Origin of the sequence: Streptomyces sp. NPDC058653 (assembly GCF_042716895.1) — a bacterium.
Taxonomy (GTDB): Bacteria; Actinomycetota; Actinomycetes; order Streptomycetales; family Streptomycetaceae; genus Streptomyces.
The window spans coordinates 50,072-69,757 of record NZ_JBHXRM010000001.1 but is presented as its reverse complement, the minus strand read 5'-3'; the positions used below and the strand labels follow the sequence as shown (position 1 = coordinate 69,757).

At 70.8% G+C, this 19,686-nt stretch carries 12 protein-coding genes and 2 pseudogenes; 9 read left to right on the top strand and 5 right to left on the bottom strand.

The genetic code is table 11. The annotated features are described in order from the left end of the window. Positions 1-64 precede the first annotated feature (64 nt). The gene (cobF, locus tag ACFWU9_RS00275) at positions 65-829 is read left to right on the top strand and encodes a precorrin-6A synthase (deacetylating) (protein ID WP_384313321.1); all 765 of its coding nucleotides are present in this window, start codon (positions 65-67) and stop codon (positions 827-829) included. 83 nt (positions 830-912) lie between these two features. Continuing rightward, a pseudogene (locus ACFWU9_RS00270) lies at positions 913-1,514 on the top strand (nitroreductase family protein). A 43-nt stretch (positions 1,515-1,557) separates the two neighbouring features. On the opposite strand, the gene ACFWU9_RS00265 reads toward ACFWU9_RS00270, so the two are convergent. The 3 genes from ACFWU9_RS00265 to rhaI all read right to left on the bottom strand — a co-directional run bounded on the left by ACFWU9_RS00265 (position 1,558) and on the right by rhaI (position 4,499). Continuing rightward, entirely contained in the window at positions 1,558-2,337 is a 780-nt protein-coding gene (locus ACFWU9_RS00265) for a cobalt-precorrin-6A reductase (RefSeq protein ID WP_384313319.1), read from the bottom strand. Between the two features lie 10 nt (positions 2,338-2,347). After that, positions 2,348-3,067: a DUF5984 family protein gene (locus ACFWU9_RS00260; protein WP_384313317.1), complete on the bottom strand. Its 720-nt coding sequence runs from the start codon at positions 3,065-3,067 to the stop codon at positions 2,348-2,350. Positions 3,068-3,326: 259 nt separating this feature from the next. Beyond that, complete coding sequence (rhaI, locus tag ACFWU9_RS00255) at positions 3,327-4,499, bottom strand: L-rhamnose isomerase (RefSeq protein ID WP_384313315.1); 1,173 nt, start codon at positions 4,497-4,499, stop codon at positions 3,327-3,329. Between the two features lie 260 nt (positions 4,500-4,759). On the opposite strand from rhaI, the pseudogene ACFWU9_RS00250 reads away from it, so the two are divergent. The 6 genes and pseudogenes from ACFWU9_RS00250 to ACFWU9_RS00225 all read left to right on the top strand — a co-directional run. Continuing rightward, positions 4,760-6,262, top strand: a pseudogene (locus ACFWU9_RS00250) (sugar ABC transporter ATP-binding protein); the annotation flags it as partial. A 248-nt stretch (positions 6,263-6,510) separates the two neighbouring features. After that, on the top strand, positions 6,511-7,551 hold the full coding sequence (locus tag ACFWU9_RS00245) for an ABC transporter permease (protein WP_384313314.1): 1,041 nt from the start codon (positions 6,511-6,513) through the stop codon (positions 7,549-7,551). Further along, positions 7,548-8,573, top strand: a complete 1,026-nt coding sequence (locus ACFWU9_RS00240) for an ABC transporter permease (RefSeq protein ID WP_384313312.1) — start codon at positions 7,548-7,550, stop codon at positions 8,571-8,573. Before ACFWU9_RS00245 ends, ACFWU9_RS00240 begins: the two co-directional genes overlap by 4 nt. A 46-nt stretch (positions 8,574-8,619) precedes the next feature. After that, positions 8,620-9,708 carry a rhamnose ABC transporter substrate-binding protein gene (gene rhaS / locus ACFWU9_RS00235; RefSeq protein ID WP_384313310.1) on the top strand — a complete coding sequence of 363 codons (1,089 nt, stop codon included), beginning with the start codon at positions 8,620-8,622 and terminating at the stop codon, positions 9,706-9,708. Positions 9,709-9,745: 37 nt separating this feature from the next. Next, positions 9,746-11,164: an arabinose isomerase gene (locus tag ACFWU9_RS00230; RefSeq protein WP_384313308.1), complete on the top strand. Its 1,419-nt coding sequence runs from the start codon at positions 9,746-9,748 to the stop codon at positions 11,162-11,164. Then, positions 11,164-12,201, top strand: a complete 1,038-nt coding sequence (locus ACFWU9_RS00225) for a LacI family DNA-binding transcriptional regulator (protein WP_384313306.1) — start codon at positions 11,164-11,166, stop codon at positions 12,199-12,201. The genes ACFWU9_RS00230 and ACFWU9_RS00225 overlap by 1 nt, the downstream gene beginning before the upstream one ends. 433 nt (positions 12,202-12,634) lie before the next feature. Here the strand turns inward: ACFWU9_RS00225 and ACFWU9_RS00220 are convergent, their stop codons facing one another. Further along, positions 12,635-15,862 (bottom strand): family 78 glycoside hydrolase catalytic domain, encoded by a 3,228-nt coding sequence (locus tag ACFWU9_RS00220; protein WP_384313304.1) that lies wholly within the window; start codon positions 15,860-15,862, stop codon positions 12,635-12,637. Positions 15,863-16,284: 422 nt separating this feature from the next. Between ACFWU9_RS00220 and ACFWU9_RS00215 the strand changes: the two genes are divergently transcribed. Then, entirely contained in the window at positions 16,285-18,651 is a 2,367-nt protein-coding gene (locus ACFWU9_RS00215) for a discoidin domain-containing protein (RefSeq protein ID WP_384313302.1), read from the top strand. Positions 18,652-18,714: 63 nt separating this feature from the next. Here ACFWU9_RS00215 and ACFWU9_RS00210 read toward each other — a convergent pair whose 3' ends face one another. Then, positions 18,715-19,392 (bottom strand): cupin domain-containing protein, encoded by a 678-nt coding sequence (locus ACFWU9_RS00210; RefSeq protein ID WP_384313783.1) that lies wholly within the window; start codon positions 19,390-19,392, stop codon positions 18,715-18,717. Positions 19,393-19,686: the final 294 nt, after the last annotated feature.

The following is a 19,686-nucleotide window of genomic DNA, read 5'->3' as shown; positions in this document are numbered from 1 at the left end:
ACCCCAACGGGAGGGTGGGACGGGGCGTGAGGGGGCGGGACGGGCATGAGGCAGACTCGGCCCGGTGAGAAAGATCTATGTGATCGGCATCGGCGCGGGCGACCCCGACCAGCTGACCCTCCAGGCGGTCAAGGCGCTGAGCCGGGTGGACGTGTTCTTCCTCCTCGACAAGGGCGCGGAGAAGGCCGACCTGATCCGGCTGCGGCACGACATCCTCGCGGAGCACATCGCGGACGGCCGGGAGTACCGGCTGGTGGAGGCGCGCGACCCGGAGCGGGACCGGACGGCCGGCGGCGCCGACTACTCCCCCGCCGTCGGCGACTGGCGCACCAAACGGGCCGGGATCTACGAGCGGATGATCGCCGACGAGCTGGGTGACGACCAGGTGGGGGCGTTCCTGGTGTGGGGCGATCCCGCGCTGTACGACTCCACGCTCGGCATCCTGGACGAGATCCTGGCGCGCGGCACGGTCACCTTCGAGCACGAGGTGATCCCGGGCATCAGCAGCGTCTCCGCACTGCTCGCCAAGCACCGCACGGGGCTGAACCGGGTGGCGCGCCCGGTGCAGATCACCACGGGCCGCCGGCTCGCCGAAGCGTGGCCGGAGGGGGTGGACGACGTGGTGGTGATGCTGGACGGCCACCAGTCGTTCCGCCACTACCTGGCGGAGGATCCGGTCATCCACTGGGGCGCGTACGTCGGTACGGCGGACGAGATCCTGGTCTCGGGGCGGCTCTCGGAGGTCGCGGACCGGATCGTGGAACTCCGCGCGGAGGCCCGCGCCCGCAAGGGCTGGATCATGGACACGTATCTGCTGCGGCGGGACTGAACGTCACCCTTCCGGTTCGAGCGGTGCCGACCCACGCGACTGCCGCCGCGCACCAGTGGTCGTCGGGCGAGAGGACGGAAGACGTGGATGTGTACGAGGCCGTCGACAGTCGCCGCGCCGTGCGGGCGTTCAGCGACCGCCCGGTGGCCAGGGAGGTGCTCGAACGCGTGCTGGCCGCGGCGGCACGGCCTTCGTCGAGCGGGAACCTCCAGCCGTGGCATCTGTACGTCGTGACCGGCGAGCCTCTCGCCGAACTGAAGAGGCGCGCGACGGCCAGGGCGCTGGCGGGGGACGCGGGTGACGAGCGGGAGTATCCGATGTACCCGGCGGAGCTGAACCCGCCCTACGCGGACCGCTTTTCCGCCGCGGCCGACCAGCGGTACCGGGCGCTGGGGATCGAGCGTGACGCCCCCGACAGGCCGATGAGGACGGCCGCCTTGAACTCGGGGGCCTTCGGGGCGCCGGTGGTGCTTTTCTGCATGCTGTTGCTGCGGGCGGAGGGGCTGCACAGCTGCCCCCAGGTGATGTGGACGATGTATCGCGAGACCGTCGGCCGAACGGTCGGAGCCGAGGACCGGCGGATGCTGTTCTGCGGGGTCTCGGTGGGTTCGAGAAGGAGGGCGTGCCGGCGCTGCGTACCGGGCGGGCGGACCTGACAGAGACGGTGAGCTTCGTGGGCGCGTGAGCTTCGTGGGTGCGTGACTGCCTTGCACGGAGCGGCAGTTCAGTCACATCCGCCCACTGGCACCGAACCCGAGTAGGGCGAGCGCGGCCGGTACGTCGGGGACCTCCGGCACCCCCTCGGGCACGGGCGGCCGTTCGACCATGACCACGGGCAGACCGAGTTCACGGGCGGCGGTGAGTTTCGCGGCGGTGGCCGGGCCCCCGCTGTCCTTGGTGACGAGGATGTCGACGCGGTGCTCGACAAGAAGCGCGGTCTCGCCTTCGAGGGTGTAGGGACCCCGGTCGAGCAGGACGTGGGTGCTGCGGGGCAGCGGCGGCCCGGGCGGTTCCACGGTGCGTACGAGGAAGTGCATCCCGTCCAGCTCTGGCCCGGCGAAGGCGGCAAGGCCCTGACGCCCGGTGGTGAGGAAGACCCGGCTCCCGCTCCCGCCGAGCGCCGGGAGCATCGCGGCCGCGTGCGCGAGCGAGCGGGCGGGGTGTCTGCGGTCGCGTGGGTCGGCGGGCCAGCCGGGCCGGCGCAGGGCGAGGAGCCGGGTGCCGGAGTCGGCCGCCGCCTGGGCCGCGTGGGCGCTGATGGTGGCGGCGAAGGGGTGGGTGGCGTCGACGAGGACGTCGATACGGTGCGTACGGAGCCACGCGGCGAGTGCGCCGGGCCCGCCGAATCCCCCGACGCGGACGTCCCCGGCGGCGGGGGTGGCCGGGTTGGCGACGCGCCCGGCGAGCGAGGTGGTGACGTGCGCGTCCGGTGCGACGGCGGCGAGCGCGTCGGCGAGCCGACGGCCTTCGCCGGTGCCGCCGAGGATGAGCACGCGCGGGCCGGACATGAGGACGAGGCTACGGGGGCGGTACGGCCGGCAGGAGCCGGGCCCCGGCCCGTACGGCCGCCCAGTCGGTGTCGCACGGCCTCTCCAGCGCCCGGCGCAGCCAGGTCGCCCGGTCCCGCTGTTCGTGGCGGAGGTGCGTGAGGTCGATCTCGACGCCGGGAGGGGGTCCGTCGGCCTCCAGCGCGGTGACGCGTTCCTCCATGGCGGCGAAGAGGTCGCGGTCCAGGGTGGTCACGGCGGCGAGGAAGTCGGACGTGGGGACGGTGACGCGGCCGGTGGCGGGAGCGGTGAACTCGTGGGCCTCGTCCGGGTCGTACGTCCAGGCGACGGTCATGCGGTCACCGCCGTCCCCCACGGTCCGCCACCAGCGGATACCCGGCGCGAGCCGCAAGTAGCCCGTATCCAGGCCGTGTTGGCCGTACCAGGTGGCGGCGGCGTCGGCGTCCGGGGAGTCTGCCGAAAGCCAGGCGGTCGAGTCACCGGCGACGAACGCGACCAGCTCGGACGGCACGGGTTCCAGCGCCTCGGGAAGGGCGTCGAGCACGTCTTCCCAGAGCCGGACCACGTAGTAGTCCACGCACGTTCCGTCGGTGTAGCGGAGAAGGTGGTGGCCGTCGGCCACCATGTCGTACCAGCCGTCGGTGAGGCTGAACCAGGACAGGGAGGGGGTGTCGCCGCCCCAGGGCTGGATGTCGTTCACGGGGGTCAGTCCGAACCGGAACTGGATCACGGGCCGAGTCTCGCAGACGGCGCGACGCCGTAGGTGGCGGGAGAGGACCTGGGCCGTGTCTTCGAAGTAGCGCCGTCCGCCTAAGGGCCGGGCCCGCGGCGGCTGGTGCGGTGCGTCGCAAGGCCGAGGATCATGCTCGTACTGGGAGTACTCGCCCGACTCCGACAACGGAGGGGGCACCTCCCGTGACCCCCGGGGGCCAGGGGGCAGAGGTGCCGTGCCAGGCGTCGCGTGCCGGGCGGGACTCCGACGACACGCCCTACGCCCCCCACCCCGCCTGCTCCCCGCCCACCCGCTCCGCGACGATCCTCTTGCCGTAGCCCGACTCGTGGTAGGCCGTCACCGGGTCCGCGTCCGCGCCGAGTTCGGTGCGGATCTCGGCCAGCAGGGGGCGTACGTCCGTGTTGTACGCGTCCATCAGCGCCGCGTTCGCCGCGAGGACGTCTCCGGTGCGCTGGGCCGCCGACAGGGCCTCGGCGTCGACCAGGAGTGCCTTCGCCGTCGCCTCCTGGACGTTCATCACCGAGCGGATGACGGCCGGGATCTTCTCCTCGATGTTGTGGCACTGGTCGAGCATGAACGCGATGTCCGAGGTGAACCCGCCGCCCCGGATCACCTCGTACATGATCCTGAAGAGCTGGAAGGGGTCGGCGGCGCCGGCCATCAGGTCGTCGTCGGCGTAGAAGCGGGAGTTGAAGTCGAAGCCGCCGAGCTTCCCCTCGCGCAGCAGGATCGCGACGATGAACTCGATGTTCGTGCCGGGCGCGTGGTGGCCCGTGTCGACCACGACCTGGGCCTTCTCTCCGAGGCGCAGACAGTGGGCGTAGGCCGTGCCCCAGTCGGGGACGTCGGTCGCGTAGAAGGCGGGCTCGAAGAGTTTGTACTCCACCAGCATCCGCTGGTCGTCGCCGAGCCGTGCGTACACGGCGTCCAGCGCCTCGGAGAGACGGTCCTGGCGGGCTCGGATGTCGTCCTGGCCCGGGTAGTTGGTGCCGTCGGAGAACCAGAGCTTGAGATCGCGCGACCCCGTCGCGTCCATGATGTCGACGCACTCCATCAGATGCCCGAGCGCCTTGCGGCGCACCGCGGGGTCCGGGTGGCAGACGCTGCCGAGCTTGTAGTCGTCGTCCTGGAAGACGTTGGCGTTGACGGTGCCGAGCCGCAGACCGCGTTCCCGGGCGTACGCGGCCAGCGCCCCGTAGTCCTCGACCTTGTCCCAGGGGATGTGGAGCGCGACCGTCGGCGCGACACCGGTGTGGGCGTGCACACGGGCCGCGTCGTCCAGTTTCTCCCGGGGGTTGCGGGGGACCCCGGGGCGGGCGAAGACCTTGAACCGGGTCCCGCTGTTGGCGTACGCCCACGAGGGCGTCTCGACAGCCTGCGTCATGAGGGCCGCCTTCACGGCGGAGATGTCGGATCGGCGGCTCGTCATCTCTCAACGCTCCATTCAGCAGACCATGAATCGATTCATCATGGGCGATGATGAGCTGGGCCAACGGGCCTGTCAAGACCTCGACTTGTCCGCGGCCTGCACACCGCCTCCCCACACCGAAAAGACGAGGGTTTCCGGTGCACGCCCATTGACTCGAACCGCTCGGCCCGTCTAGCTTCCGGAAAAGTTGAATCCTTTCATGACTGAGTGACCGAATCAGCGACACCACCGACCACTCCAGCCTCGCCGAGGAGCCCGCCATGGAAAAGCCCGACAAGGGCCCGGCCCCTGTCCTGGCGCTGAGGGGAGTCTCCAAGACCTTCGGAGCCGTACGGGCCCTGCACGACGTCTCCCTGGATCTGCGGCCCGGTGAGATCCATGCCCTGGCCGGCGAGAACGGTGCGGGCAAGTCGACCCTGATCAAGACGCTCGCCGGAGTCCACCGCCCCGACGAGGGAAGTGTCCTGCTCGCCGGCGAACCGGTCGTCTTCCACGGCCCCGCCGACGCCAGGGACGCCGGGATCGCCGTCATCTACCAGGAGCCGACGCTCTTCCCCGATCTCTCCATCGCCGAGAACATCTTCATGGGCCGTCAGCCACGGCGCTCGGCCCGGCGTATCGACCGCAGGGCCGTCCACCGCGCCACGGCCGGACTGATGAGCAGGCTCGGGGTCGCGCTCGACCCCCGTCGGCCCGCGCGCGGACTGTCCATCGCGGACCAGCAGATCGTCGAGATCGCCAAGGCGCTCTCCTTCGACGCCCGCGTCCTGATCATGGACGAACCCACGGCGGCGCTCACCGGCGGCGAGACCGCCCGGCTGTTCTCCGTCGTACGGACGCTGCGGGCGGAGGGAGCAGCGGTGCTCTTCATCTCGCACCGGCTGGAGGAGATCTTCGGCCTCTGCTCGCATGTCACGACACTGCGCGACGGCCGGCACGTCGCCTCCGAACCGCTCGACGCTCTCACCGAGGACGACCTCGTGCGCCGGATGGTCGGCCGCGATCTGGACGACCTGTATCCCAAGTCCGCGGCCGAGCCCGGCTCGACAGTGCTGTCGGTGAGCAGGCTGACGCGTGAGGGCGTGTTCCGGGACGTGTCGTTCGAGGTACGGCGGGGTGAGATCGTCGCTCTCGCCGGGCTGGTCGGGGCGGGCCGCAGCGAGGTCGCGCAGGCCGTCTTCGGGGTGGACCGCGCCGACGCGGGCGAGGTGAGGGTCGACGGCCGTGTGCTGCCCGCCGGTTCACCGACGGCGGCGATGGACGCCGGGCTCGCGCTCGTCCCGGAGGACCGGCGCCTGCGCGGTCTGGTGATGGAGATGTCCGTCGAGCGGAACATCGGTCTGACGGGACTACGCGGCCTGCGCCGCCGGGGACTGGTCAGCCGGGCGCTCGAACACGGGCGGGCCGCGGACTGGGCGGTGAGGCTCCAGCTCAAGTACGGCAAGCTCACCGATCCGGTGTCCGTCCTGTCCGGCGGCAACCAGCAGAAGGTCGTCCTCGCGAAGTGGCTGGCCACCGACCCGGCCGTACTGATCGTCGACGAGCCGACGCGCGGCATCGACGTCGGTACGAAGGCCGAGGTGCACCGGCTGCTCTCGTCACTGGCCGCGGACGGACTCGCCGTCCTGATGGTCTCGTCCGATCTCCCCGAGGTGCTGCGCATGGCCGACCGGATCCTGGTGATGCACGAGGGGCGGCTCACCGCCGAGATACCGCGTGAGCGGGCGACGGAGGAGACCGTGATGGCCGCGGCCACCGGACGTACGCCGGGACCGGACCCGGCCGCCGACTCCTCCGGCACCGGACGTACGGCTGACACGGACCCCGCCGCCGACTCCTCCGCCACCGGACGTACGGCGGGCACGAACCCTACCGCCGATCCCCCCGCCACCGGACGCATCCCGGGCACGGACCCCGCCCCCGATCCCTCCGGCACCGGACGAACCCCGGGCACGAACCCGACCCCCGACTCCCCCGGCACCGGGCGTGCGGCGGCGAAGGAGCCGACGACATGACCACCACGCTCGACACCCCCACGCCCGAGGCCCCCGTCGGCGAGGACCGGTCGGCCCGGTCGCTCGTCGACGCCGTCTTCCGCGCCCGCGAGATCGCGATCGGCGGCGCGCTCGCGCTGCTGATCATCGGCACCTGGCTGGCCAACCCCGGCTTCCTCGACGACCAGGGCATCAAGGACCTGCTGCTCAACTCCTCGATCCTGGTGCTGCTCGCCGTCGGTCAGTCCGTGGTCGTGATGACCCGCAACATCGACCTGTCGGTCGGCTCGGTCGTGGGTCTCACCGCCTTCGCCTGCGGCCACTTCGCCTCCGGCACCGACCACGGCGCGCTCACCGTCGTCCTGCTCGGCATCGGGCTCGGCACCGTCTGCGGACTCGTCAGCGGCGCGCTCGTCAGCTTCGGCCGGGTGCCCGCGCTCGTGGTGACGCTCGGCATGCTCTACATCATCCAGGGCATCGACCACGCCTGGGCGCACGGCGAGCAGATCAACGCGGTCGACGTGCCCGACGGTGTGCTCTCGCTCGGCTCCGGCAGCGTCCTCGGCATTCCGTATCTGCCGCTGATCTCCGCCGCCGTACTGGCCGCGACCGGCTACTTCCTGCGTACGTACCGCAGTGGACGTGAGCTGTACGCGATCGGGTCGAGCCCGGAGGCCGCACGCCTCGCGGGCATTCCGGTACGGCGCCGGATTCTGGCGGCGTACGCGTTCTCCGGGGCGATCGCGGGCTTCGCCGGCGCGCTGTGGCTCGCCCGCTTCGGCACCGTCGTCGCGGACGCGGCCAACGGCTGGGAGCTGACCGTCGTCAGCGCCGTCGTCGTGGGCGGTGTCGCCATCACGGGCGGCACGGGCAGCGTCTGGGGCGCGGCGCTCGGCGCGCTGCTGCTCACCACCATCGGCAGCGCGCTGGTCGTGCTGAAGGTCGACTCCTTCTGGCAGCAGGCCATCACCGGGGTGCTGCTGCTCGCGGCCATCACCACCGACCGCGTCTTGCAGGTGCGTACGACGAGCGCGCTCAGGAAGAGGAGCAGGCGATGACCGCCATGAAAGCGATCACGACACCGTCGAGGTATCTGCGCTGGGACACGGCCGTCGGCATCCTGCTGATCGCGGTCTTCCTGGCGGGCACCGGTACCACGGAGGGGTTCGCCCACACGGACAACCTGTCGGCGGCGCTCGGTGATGTCTCCGAGGTGGCGCTGATCGCGCTGCCGATGACCTTGCTGGTGGTCGCGGGCCAGGTCGATCTCTCGGTCGCCTCGATGCTGGGGCTGTCCAGCGCGCTCGCCGGCTCACTCTGGCAGGCCGGTTTCGCCTTCGAACTGATCGTCCCCCTCTGCCTGTTGGCGGGGGCGGTCGGCGGGCTGCTGAACGGCTGGCTGGTCACCCGGGTCGGACTGCCCTCGCTGGCCGTCACCATCGGCACACTCACGCTCTACCGCGGGCTGGCGTCCGTCATCCTCGGCGACGAGGCGGTGGCCGACTTCCCGGAAGCGTACGCCAAGTACGCGGCGTACACGGAGACGGTGCCCGGCACCTTCCTGCCGTATCCGGTCGCGCTGTTCGCCGTGCTCGCCGTCGGGACGGCGGTCGCGCTGCACTGCACGGGCTTCGGCCGCTCGCTGTTCGCGATCGGCGCGCAGGAGGACGCCGCGTGGTTCGCGGGCATCCGTGTCAAACGGCTCAAGCTGGTGCTGTTCGTGGTGTCCGGTCTGGTCGCCTCGTTCGCCGGGATCGTCTACACCCTGCGCTACGGCAGTGCCCGCGCCGACAACGGACTCGGCCTCGAACTGGTCGTCATCGCCTCGGTGCTGCTCGGCGGGGTCGACTTCGACGGCGGGAAGGGCACGCTGGGCGGCGCCGTCGCCGGTGTGCTGCTGATCGGGCTCCTGACGAACCTGCTGACCCTCAACGACATCTCCAACGAGATCCAGGTGATCGTCACCGGCCTGCTGCTCGTCGCCTCCGTGCTGACTCCCCGGGTCGTCGCCGTGCTCGCGGAGCGCAGACACCGGCGTACGGCGGCCGAGGAATCCGTCCCGGTCTCCGCCGCGCCCTGACTCCCCCGTCCGAACCCCCGCCCCCCGATCCCGAAAGGCACCCATCATGCTGTCGCAGGCCCGCTCCCGACGCCGTGCCGTCGTCACCGCATCCGCCGCGCTCTGTGCCCTGACGCTCGCCGTGTCGGGCTGCTCGGGCACCACCAAGGACTCCGTGAAGGACGACGCCCCCGCCAAGTCGGGGAAGGGCGAGGCGAATCCGGACGCCCCGCTCAAGAAGGGCCTGAAGATCGCCTTCCTGCCCAAGCAGATCAACAACCCGTACGAGAAGATCGTCGACGACGCGGGCATCGCGGCGGCCGGGGAGATCGGTGCCACCGGCAAGGAGGTCGGGCCCTCCAACGCGAAGGCGTCGTCCCAGGTCTCGTACATCAACACCCTCATCCAGCAGAAGCAGGACGCGATCCTCATCGCGGCGAACGACCCCAACGCGGTGTGCGGTCCCCTGAAGCAGGCGATGCGGCAGGACATCAAGGTCGTCGCGTACGACTCCGACACCGCCAAGGAGTGCCGTCAGCTCTTCATCAACCAGGCCAGCTCGGAGGAGATCGGCCGCAGCCAGGTGCGCAACATCGCCGAGCAGCTCGGTCACAAGGGTGAGATCGCGATCCTGTCGGCGACGCAGAACGCGACGAACCAGAACACCTGGATCGAGTTCATGAAGGACGAGCTGACGAAGCCCGAGTACAAGGACATGAAGCTGGTCAAGGTGGCGTACGGGGACGACCAGGACCAGAAGTCCTTCCAGGAGACCCAGGGGCTCCTCAAGGCGTACCCGGACCTCAAGGGCATCATCTCGCCCACGACGGTCGGCATCGCGGCGGCGGCGCGCTACATCGGCGACTCCTCCTACAAGGGGAAGGTCGTGCTGAACGGCCTCGGCACGCCGAATCAGATGCGCAAGTACATCGAGAACGGCACGCTCGACCAGTTCTCGCTGTGGGATCCGAAGAAGCTGGGCTACCTCGGTACGTACGCGGCTGCGGCGCTGGCGTCCGGGCAGATCAGCGGGGCCGAGGGCGAGAAGTTCAAGGCCGGCGACCTGGGCGAGTACACGGTCGGCAAGGACGGCGAGATCATCCTCGGCCCGCCGACGGTCTTCGACGCGAAGAACATCGGCGACTTCGACTTCTGAGGCGCCCGCGGTGGGCTCGGAGAGTGAGGGCAGCGCCATGAACGCACCAACCACCCGGCGCCGTACCCGGATCGGTCTCGTCTCCGGCGGGCTCGGCGCGTACTGGCCGCAGTTCCCCCACCTGCTACCCCAACTCAAGGCCTCCGCACGGCGGGTGACGGAGCGTCTGGGGGCGTTCGACGCCGAGGTGGTGGACGTCGGATTCATCTCGGACGCCGAGGAGGGGGCAGCGGCGGCCGAGCGGCTGCGGGCCGCCGACTGCGATCTGATCGTCGGCTTCCTCACCACGTACATGACGGCGACGATGCTCGTGCCGATCGCCCGGCGCAGTGGGGCGCCGGTGCTGCTCGTCAATCTCCAGCCGACCGAGGCGATGGACCACGCGACGTTCGGCACGGGCGATTGGCTGGCGTACTGCGGTGCCTGCCCGCTGCCGGAGATGGCGAACGCGTTCGAGCGCGTCGATGTGCCCTTCCGTTCGGTCTCCGGGTATCTGGAGGACGAGCGGGCCTGGCGGCGGATCGGCCGGTGGATCATGGCGGCCGGGGTGCACGGCGCGCTGCGTACGGGCCGGCACGGGCTGATGGGCCACCTGTATCCGGGCATGTACGACGTGTCGACGGACCTCACGATGGTGCCGGCCAACCTCGGCGGTCATGTGGAGGTTCTGGAGTTCGACGATCTGCGCGTACGGGCCATGAAGGCCGACGGTCCGGCCGTGGCCGCGAAGCTCGCGGAGACGCGCGCGGCCTTCGAGATCGCGGACTCGGTGGCCGAGGAGGACCTGGTGTGGGCGGCCAGGGTGTCGGTGGGCCTCGACCGGCTGGTGGCCGACTTCGGGCTGGACTCGCTGGCGTACTACCACCGGGGTCTGGAGGGTGAGATCCACGAGCGCCTCGGCGCCGGCATGATCCTCGGCTCCTCGCTGCTGACGGCGCGCGGTGTCCCCGCGTGCGGGGAGTACGAGCTGCGCACCTCGCTCGCCATGCTGATCACGGACCGGCTCGGCGCGGGCGGCACCTTCACCGAGCTCCAGGCGCTGAACTTCCGGGACGGTGTCGTCGAGATGGGCCACGACGGGCCGGCCAATCCGACGGTCTGCGAGCGGCGGCCGGTCCTGCGCGGCCTCGGTGTCTACCACGGCAAGCGCGGCTGGGGCGTGTCGGTCGAGTGCGACGTACGGCGGGGCCCGGTGACGCTGGTGGGACTCGGCCAGTCCAGGGACGGACGCTACAGGCTGGTCACCGCGGTGGGTAAAGTGGTCGAAGGCCCGCTGCTGGAAATCGGCAACACCACATCGCGTGTCGACTTCGACCGCGACCCGGGCGAGTGGACCGACGCGTGGAGTGCGAGCGGAGTGGGACACCACTGGGCACTCGGCACCGGCGACATCCTCCCGGAGCTGCGCGCGTTGGCCGGTCTGAGCGGTCTGGAGCTGGTGGAGGTCACTGTCTGATGGCGCAATCGGTGGGTATCAAGGACGTCGCCCGGGTGGCGGGCGTCTCCGTCGGCACGGTGTCGAACGTGATCAACCGGCCGGACTCGGTGGCCGAGGAGACGCGGGCGAGGGTGCTGTCCACCATCGAGCGTCTGGGCTATGTACGGAGCGAGTCGGCGCGCCATCTGCGGGCGGGGCGCAGCCGCATCATCGCGCTGCTGGTGCTCGACATGGCGAACCCGTTCTTCGTGGACGTCGCCACCGGCGCCGAGCGGGTGGCGCGGCAGTCCGGGCTCGGTGTGATGCTCTGCAACAGCGCGCAGAGCAGCAGCGAGGAGGCCGAGTATCTGGGGCTCTTCAGCGAGCAGCGGGTACGTGGCGTGCTGATCACCCCGACCGACGAGACGGGGCGGAATCTGGAGAGTTTCCGGCGGCAGGACATCCCGTTCGTTTTCGTGGACCGGGTGGTGCCGAGCGACGAGGGCTGTTCGGTGTCGGTGGACGATGTCACCGGCGGGGCGCTCGCGATGCGTCATCTGCTGGCCCAGGGCCATACCGACATCGCGTACGTGTCGGGTCCGCTCCATCTCGCGCAGTGCCGGGACCGGCGGGCGGGCGCGCTGCTCGCGCTGGACGAGGCCGGGCTGCCGGCGGACCGGCTGCGGGTGGTGGAGGCGGAGCGGCTGGACGTGCCGGCGGGGCGGGACTCCGGTGCCCGGCTGCTGGGGCTGCACAGCAGACCGAGCGCGGTGTTCTGCGCGAACGATCTGCTGGCGCTCGGGGTGCTCCAGTCGATGTACGGGGCGGGAGTGGCCGTCCCGGACGAGATGGCGCTCGTGGGGTACGACGACATCGAGTTCGCGTCGGCCGCCGCGGTGCCGCTCACCTCGGTGCGGCAGCCGGCCTCGCAGATGGGGCGGCTGGCGGCGGAGCTGCTGATCGAGGAGACGGGCGAGTCGGCGGCGGACCACCGGCACCAACGGATTGTGCTCCAGCCGGAGTTGGTGGTGCGGGAGTCCTCGATGCCCCGCGCGGGCGGCGCGCACCGGAGCTGACGCTCCGACGCCACACATCGGGCCGCCCCCCGAGGGGGGTGTCCACGACGTGACGTCGTCCGCGCGGGGGTAGCGCTCGCCGGAGCCGACCCTCCGGCGCCACACATCGGGCCGCCCCCCGAGGGGGGTGTCCGCGACGTGACGTCGTCCGCACGTGGACGGCACGCACCGGAGCCGACGCTCCAGCGCCACACGTTGGTGACCCCCGAGGGGGGTGTCCGCGACGTGACGTCCTCCGCCCACGCGGGGGGCGCGCACCGGAGCTGACACTCCGGCGCCACACATCGGGCGGCCCCCGAGGGGGCGTCCACGACGTGACGTCCTCCGCGCACGCATGCCGGGCGTGGGCCGGACGGGACCCTTGCGTCCGGGCTCGATCGCCGGGCGTGGGGAGCCCGTCCGGCGATCGAGGACGGACAGGGACCGGGTCCCGTCAGCCCCGGGCCACGAAGTCCCACGCCCCGTGCGTGGCGCGGTACACCTGGAAGCCCGGCTCGGCGCGGACGTGGTCGGCGCCCTTGGGCGCGGTCACCTTGTCCTCGCTGTCGGCGGGGACATGGATCTCGGCGCTCGCCCCGACCGGCACCCTCACCGTGAGCCGCAGGTCACGGCCGACCTTGGACCAGGCCACCGAGGCCGGTCCGCGCACCGTACGGATCGAGGTGCGCGCCCAGCTGACGCCGGTGCGGGCGTCAGGGCGGACGGTGAAGGTGCGGTAGCCGTCGTCGCCGGGGCGCAGACCGGCCACGTTCTCGTACAGCCACTGGGCGACGGTGCCCTGGAAGTAGTGGTCGCGGGAGCGGGAGTCGAGCTGCCACATCTCCCACATGGTGTCGGCGCCGTTGTCGAACCAGTAGCCCCAGCTCGGGTAGGTGCGCCGGGTGGCGATGGCGTGGGCGATGTCGGGGTGGCCGTGCGCGCACAGGACGCGCAGCAGGACGCTGGTGCCGAGCGCGCCGGTGTTGAGGTGGTTGCCGCGTTCGGTGATGTCGGCGACGAGGCTCTCGACGACGGAGGCGCGGGCGCCGGCGGGGACGAGGCCGAAGGCGAGCGGGATCGCGTTGGAGGTCTGCCGGTAGTCCGGGTCCTTGGCGGTGCTGTAGTGCCCGGCGTCGTTGAGGAACTCCGCGTTGAGGGCGTCCTTGAGACCGGCCGCCGCCGTACGGTAGCGCGCGGCCACCTCGTCGTGGCCCAGCAGTTCGCCCATCTCGGCGGTGCCGACCAGGGCCCGGTGCAGATAGGCGGTGGCCGTCAGCCGGGTGTCCTCGGGCGGGTTGCCGCCGTAGCCGGGCGGCAGGTAGTCGCCGAGGGCGGTGATCGCGAGGCCGTCGACGAGGCGGTCCAGCTCCCAGTCCAGATAGCGGGTGAGGACGGGCCAGTGCCGCCGGGCGATCCGGTCGTCGCCGTAGACCCGGTACATCTCGCGGACCAGGAACGGGTAGACGGTGGTCCACTCGGGGGACGGGCCGAGGTCGCCGTACCCCCAGCCGCCGCTGGGGACGATCACCGGCAGCTGCCCGTCGGCGTTCTGACTGTCCCTCAGATCGTCCAGCCACTTCCCGAGGAAGCGGCGGACACCGAAGCCGTACGCGAGGGTGGGCGCGCCAAGCTGGGCGTCGCCCGTCCAGCCGTTCTTCTCGTACATGGGGGTGTCGGTCGGGATGCCGTGCAGGTTGTTCAGGAGCGTGCGGCGCATCGCCTTGTCGAGCTGCTCGTAGAAGGGCTCGGAGCAGGAGAACGCGCTGACCTCGTCCACCTTGGTGTGGACGGTCCGGCCGAGTACGTCGGACAGCGCGGGGCGGGCGGGCAGTCCCTCGATCTGGACGTAGCGGAAGCCCTTGTAGGAGAACGACGGTTCCCACACCTCGGGCTCTGTGCCGCCCGCGCAGATGTACTCGTCGCGCTGGAAGCGGCCCGGGACGTGTCCGGTCTCGGCGTGGACGCTGCCGTCGGCCTTGAGTTTCTCGCCGTGGACGAGTGAGACGACGGTGCCCGCGGGCGCCTTGACGGTCAGCCGGGTCCAGCCGGCGGTGGTGCGGCCCATGTCGACCACGTACACACCGGTGCGCAGTTCGCTGATCTTGGTGGGAGTGATCGTGTCGATGATCTCGATGGGGTCGTGCGGCTGGGCCCGCAGGGCGCCCTTCGGTGCCTGCTGGGCGCCCGGGGCGCGCCATGAGCGGTCGTCGAAGCCGGGTCGTGTCCAGCCGGTGGGGGCCAGTCGCGCGTCGTACGTCTCTCCGGCGTAGAGGGAGTTGGTGAGGGTGGGGCCCTCGGTCATACGCCAGTCGGTGTCGGAGACGACGGTGGTGCGGGTGCCGTCCGGGTGTTCGGCCTCCAGCCGGCACAGGAGGCGGGGCTCGCCGTGCCACGGCGGCCGGTGCCAGTTCCAGACGTTGGGGGTGGTCATGCCGTAGAAGCCCCGGCCCAGGGTGACACCGATGGCGTTGTCGCCCCGGCGCAGCAGGGACGTCACGTCGTGCACGGCGTACATGACGGTCTCGTCGTAGTCGGTGAAGGCGGGGTCGAGGACCTGCTCGCCGACCCTCTCGCCGTTCAACTCGGCGACGTAGTAGGCGAGTCCGCTGATGTAGAGACGGGCGCGTGTGACGGGCTTGCGTACGGTGAACTCGCGGCGCAGCAGCGGTGCGGGTGCCTCGGGCAGGGAGATGGAAACGTCGTCGCCCCAGGGGCCTTCGCCGTAGGGGGCGAGGACGGTGGCGGGGGTCCAACCGCTGTCGTCGAAGTCCGGCTGCCGCCAGCCCTGTTGTTCGGTCTCGGAGGTCAGCCAGTCGCCGGAGGTGACGAGTTCGCGTGTCTGCCCGTCGGTGGTCCGGACGACGAGACGGGCGATGAGGCCGCCCGGGTTGACGGAGGCGCCACCGCGGTTGGTGGCGACGGCGGCGAGGACGACACGCGGCCCGGCCGCCCTGACGGCCTCGGTGACATCGGCGGTCCTGCCGGTGCGCCAGCCGTCCTGCTGCTCGGGCGCGTGGGCGGCCTGGACGCCGTCGAGGTGGAGGGTGAAGTCGTCGTCGGCGGTGGCGACGAGGGTCGCGCTCGCGATGTCGGCGCCTGCGGGGAGGTCGAGGGCGGAGCGGAACCAGCGGGGTCCGGCGGGGGCGTCGCCGGTGGTCGCGCCCTCGGTCCAGATCCAGGTGGCGCCTTCGAGGGTGAGGGGGGTGGCGCCCGCGTCGGCGCCGATCCAGCCGGCTCCCCACTTCTCGTCGCCGAGCGCGGTCTCCCACCAGCCGGCGGTGCTCCAGGCGGAGACGTCGCCGGCGCCGTCCCAGACGCGGACCTGCCAGTGGCAGCGGGTACGGGGCGGGAGTGCGGGACCGCCGTAGGGGACGGCGACACCGCGCCCCGAGGCCACCTTGCCGGTGTCCCAGAGGAGTTGGCGGCCCCCGGCGAGGTGGCGCGGGTCGGTGGCGGCCCTGATCTGGTACGCGCGCTGCTCGGCGCCGTGCCCGTCGGCCGTCAGCTCCCAGGAGAGGAGGGGGGTGGGGTTGTCGGTGCCGAGGACGTGCGGGGCGTACTCCACGGTGGTGGCGACGACGCGCAGCCGGCCGCCGCGCGGATGGTCCTCGCCCCGCCCGGGGGTGGTGGCCGAGGCGGCCGGGCCCACGGCGAGAGAGACGATTCCGGCGCCAGCGCCCACCACGGAAGTGCCCAGGAGACTTCTGCGTGTCCAGCCCATGCCCATGCCAGCCCCTTTGATTGAATCGTTTCATGTCCCTGTCAAGAATCGTAGGGCCGATCCGGGAGAGCTCACAAGAGGGTGCGCACGGTGTCCGAGCGACGGGTGCGGCAACTCGGATTCTTGCTGTGATCAGGGAGAGTTTTGCGACCGCCGAGCGTCCGACGGAGCCAGGAACCGGCCTCCCGATCACCGGAGTTGAGCGAGGCTCAGCTCAACCCCCGGTCCAACTTGCCAGGATATGAAGGGAAAAGAGCGGCGAACAACGCATAGAGATTCTGACCGAGCATCCATTTCTTGCGCAGATTCATAGACTTCCTGCGGAAGCACTTCTAGCCTTTTCGCGTCCGCAGAGTCCCCACGAGCCGCAAGGACGTATGTCTGTGACACCTCCCCCGAGACGCCGCCTGTTCCGCCGCGGCGTATCCGCCTCCCTCTCCGCCTCACTCGCTCTCGCGATGGCGGTGGCCGGAACGGCCGCCGCCGTCGTCATCTCCGCCGCCCCCGCCGCCGTGGCGGCCGGGGTGCCCGCGCCCTCACCCGTCGGCATCCCCGGCCGCGGCGCCACCGTGCCCTTCGTGGAGCACGAGGCCGAGTACGCCGCCACCAACGGCACCCTGATAGGCCCCAACCGGCTGTACGGATCGCTTCCCTCGGAAGCCTCCGGACGGCAGGCCGTGACCCTCGACGCGGTCGGTGAGTACGTGGAGTTCACCCTCACCAAGCCGGCCAACGCCATGACCTTCCGCTACTCGCTGCCCGACAACTCCGCGGGGACCGGCCGGGACGCCGGGATCGACGTGCGGGTCAACGGCAACCAGCTCAAGAACGTGCCCGTGACCTCCAAGTACGGCTGGTACTACGGCGGTTACCCGTTCAACAACAACCCCGGCGACACCAACCCCCACCACTTCTACGACGAGACGCGCACCATGTTCGGCTCCACCCTGGCGGTCGGCACCAAGGTCCGACTCCAGGTGTCGTCGACCGCCCAGTCACCGACGTTCACCATCGACCTCGCCGACTTCGAGCAGGTGGAGGCGCCGAAGGCGAAGCCCTCGGGCGCGCTCGACGTCGTGGCCGACTTCGGCGCCGACCCGACCGGCGCCGCCGACTCGACCGCCAAGTTCCAGGCGGCGGTGGCGGCCGGACAGGCACAGAACAGGGTCGTCTACATCCCGCAGGGCAACTTCGAGATCCGCGACCACATCGTGGTCGACAAGGTGACCCTGGCCGGCGCCGGGCCCTGGTACAGCGTCCTGAAGGGCCGTCACCCCACCGACCGCAGCAAGGCCGTCGGTGTCTACGGCAAGTACGCCAACCAGGGCGGCAGCAGCAATGTCACGCTCAAGGACTTCGCCATCATGGGCGACATCCGAGAGCGCGTCGACAACGACCAGGTCAACGCGATCGGCGGCGCGCTGTCCAACTCGGTCATCGACAACATCTGGATGCAGCACACCAAGTGCGGTGCCTGGGTCGACGGCCCGATGAACAACCTCACCATCAAGAACAGCCGCATCCTGGACCAGACGGCCGACGGGGTGAACTTCCACTACGGTGTCACCAACTCCACCGTCACCAACACCTTCGTCCGCAACACCGGTGACGACGGTCTGGCCATGTGGGCCGAGAACATCCCCAACGTCAACAACAAGTTCACCTTCAACACCGTGATCCTGCCGATCCTGGCGAACAACATCGTCACCTACGGCGGCAAGGACATCACGATCTCCGACAACGTCATGTCGGACACCATCACCAACGGCGGCGGCCTGCACATCGCCAACCGCTATCCGGGCGTCAACTCCGGGCAGGGTACGGCGGTCTCGGGCACCCACACCGCCGCGCGCAACACCTTGATCCGGGCCGGGAACAACGACTTCAACTGGCAGTTCGGTGTCGGCGCGGTGTGGTTCAGCGGCCTCAACGAACCCATCAACAACGCCACCATCAACATCACCGACACCGAGATACTCGACAGCTCCTACGCCGCGATCCATCTGATCGAGGGTGCGACGAACGGGCTGAACTTCAAGAACGTCAAGATCGACGGCGCCGGTACCTACGCCCTCCAGATCCAGGCACCGGGCAGGGCCACCTTCGAGAACGTCAAGGCCACCAACATCGCCCAGTCCAACAAGATCCACAACTGTGTGGGCGCCGGGTTCCAGATCACCCAGGTCGGCAGCGGCAACTCCGGCTGGTACTCCAACCCGCCCGCCTGCACGGGTGTGTGGCCCGCACCGCAGTGGACCAACGGCGGCGTACCGGGCGGTCCGGTGGATCCCGAGGACCCCACCGACCCGCCGACCGACCCGCCGGGTGACGAGGGCAACCTCGCCGAGGGCCGTCCGGTCACCGCGACCGGCCAGGCGCAGACGTACGGCCCCGGGAACGCCGTCGACGGCAACGCCAACAGCTACTGGGAGAGCACCAACAACGCCTTCCCGCAGTCCATCACCGTGGACCTCGGCTCGGCGAAGAACGTCGACCGGCTGGTGCTGAAGCTTCCGCCCGCCTCGGCGTGGCAGACCCGTACGCAGACGCTCAGCGTCTCGGGCAGCACCGACAACTCCACCTACAGCACACTCAAGGCATCGGCGGGCGTCACGTTCAACCCGTCGAGCGCCAACACCGCCACCGTCGACCTGCCCGGTACGCCGACCCGTTACGTACGGGTGACCGTGACCGGCAACACGGGCTGGCCCGCGGCCCAGCTCTCGGAACTGGAGGTCTACGCGGACTGATCCGACGCGGTGCGGTGCGCCGGTCCCACCGGCGCACCGCGTCCGCCACTTCTCGCACCCCGCTCACACCACGTAGGTGTCCAGCCGCCCGCACATCCCGAACACGCCCTGGGCGCCCGGCAGTCGGGCGTGCACCCGCGCGTCGGCGAGGTGCGAGGCGTCCTCCTCGGCCAGCCGGCCGAGCTGGGCGCCGGTCTGGCGGGCGGCCTCGGCCGCGCCGGACTCCCAGCGCGCCCGCCAGTCGTCGAGCCTCGGCCGCACCAGCGCGGCGGCGGCCCGGTGGAAGTCGAGCAGCGGCTTCTCGTCCCCGGCGTCCCAGGCCGCGCGCAGCGCCGCGAACCCCTCGACCGCCAGGTCCCGGCGGCGCCGAGCGAACGTCTCCCGCTCGGCCTCGGTGCCCTCGGGGACACGTACCAGGCGCCCGTACGTCCCGGGGTCCCGCAGATGCTCCGGGGGCAGGGTGAGTACGGCGTCCCCGGCCTCGGGAAGCCCGTTGTTCTGCATCAGCACGACGATCCGCAGACCGTCCTCGTTCACCAGCCGGTGGATGGTGCCGGGGGTGAACCACACCAGGGCGCCCGGCTCCAGTGGGGTGCTCTCGAACCCCTCGGCGGTGAGGGTCTGTACCGCGCCCCGCCCGCCGGTCACCACATACCCCTCGGAGCAGGTCAGATGGAGATGCGGGGTACCGCCGCGCAGACCGTCGGCGGCCTCCCAGTCGTACACGGTCAGATGTGACACGGCGACGGCGCCGGGGAGCCCGGCGAAGCCCGAGGCCGGGCCCGGGACCGGGTCTGTGGGGGCGGATGCCGATGTGGGTGCGGGTGAGCCGGTGCTGTACGTCGTCAACACTCCCCCTCCGGGGCGACCGAGTAAGCGCTTTCTGTAGGAACGTAGGTCCGCCCTCTGCCCCTGTCAACGGCACGGTGGGCCGGCAGGGCGGGCGCGGCCCACCGTACGGATTCGCCATGTGCGATCCTCAACTCGCCCCGGGCGATACGCTTTCGCGACGACCGAAGCACCACGCGAGGAACC